Origin of the sequence: Mesorhizobium sp. B1-1-5 (assembly GCF_006443065.1) — a bacterium.
Classification (GTDB): Bacteria; Pseudomonadota; Alphaproteobacteria; order Rhizobiales; family Rhizobiaceae; genus Mesorhizobium.
The window spans coordinates 1-1176 of sequence record NZ_VFWS01000527.1 but is presented as its reverse complement, the minus strand read 5'-3'; the positions used below and the strand labels follow the sequence as shown (position 1 = coordinate 1176).

2 protein-coding genes are annotated in these 1176 nt (G+C 65.6%); one reads left to right on the top strand and one right to left on the bottom strand.

The annotated features are described in order from the left end of the window. A partial coding sequence (locus FJ980_RS33000; protein ID WP_181181404.1) for a CoA transferase occupies nucleotides 1-256 on the bottom strand: 256 nt, incomplete at its 3' end. A 122-nt stretch (nucleotides 257-378) separates the two neighbouring features. Between FJ980_RS33000 and FJ980_RS32995 the strand changes: the two genes are divergently transcribed. Beyond that, nucleotides 379-1176 (top strand): LLM class flavin-dependent oxidoreductase (locus tag FJ980_RS32995; RefSeq protein ID WP_140547598.1); only part of this gene is annotated, 798 nt, incomplete at its 3' end.

Below are 1176 nucleotides of genomic sequence, written 5' to 3'. Positions count from 1 at the left end.
CCGGCCGGAAGCCCTCGATCAGGCCGTCGGCGGTGGCGATCAGGCGCATCAGCACGGCAACGTCCTCGGCATCCCTGAGGTCGAGCGCGATAGAGCGCTTGCCGCGATCGAGCAGCGAGCGCTCGGGAAGGCCCGGCACGGATGCATGCTTGCGGTGGACGACGATCACGTCGGCGCCGAGATCGGCGAGCAGCATGCCGGCAAAGGGCGCCGGCCCCAACGCCTCGATCTCGACGATGCGGATTCCCCTGAGCATCCCACCCTCCACGGCATTCAAACTTTCGGTAAGGCACACTTTTGGTGTCACGCAGGGGCGACGGTGTGTAACCCTGCTCTTTTGGCATTGAAGCACGTGTCGCCGGTATATACGTCAGGGCCATGAAAAAAATCGGTTTCCTGTCATTCGGGCACTGGACGCCCTCGTCGCAATCGCAGGTGCGCTCGGCGTCGGAGGCGCTGTTGCAATCCATTGATCTCGCCGTCGCGGCCGAGCAACTCGGCGCTGACGGCGCGTATTTCCGCGTCCACCATTTTGCCCGACAGCTCGCCTCGCCATTTCCGCTGCTGGCGGCGGTCGGCGCCAAGACCAGCCACATCGAGATCGGCACGGCGGTCATCGACATGCGCTACGAGAATCCGCTCTACATGGCGGAGGACGCGGGTGCCGCCGACATCATCGCAGGCGGGCGCCTGCAGCTCGGCATCAGCCGGGGCTCGCCCGAACAGGTGATCGATGGCTGGCGCTATTTCGGCTACGCGCCGCAGGAAGGCAAAAGCGACGCCGACATGGCGCGGCATCACGCCGAGGTCTTCCTCGACACGCTGCGCGGCGAGGGCTTCGCCCAGCCCAATCCGCGGCCGATGTTTCCCAACCCGCCCGGCTTGCTGCGCCTGGAGCCGCATTCTGAAGGCCTGCGCGAGCGCATCTGGTGGGGTGCCGCCACCAACGCCACTTCGGAGTGGGCGGCGAAGCTGGGCATGAATTTGCAGAGCTCGACCCTCAAATTCGACGAAAGCGGCAAGCCCTTCCATATCCAGCAGGCCGAGCAGATCCGAATCTATCGCGAGGCCTGGAAGGCGGCCGGCCATGAACGCGAACCGCGCGTCTCGGTCAGCCGCAGCATTTTCGCGCTGGTCGACGACCGGGACCGCGCCTATTTCGGGCGCGGCAATGAG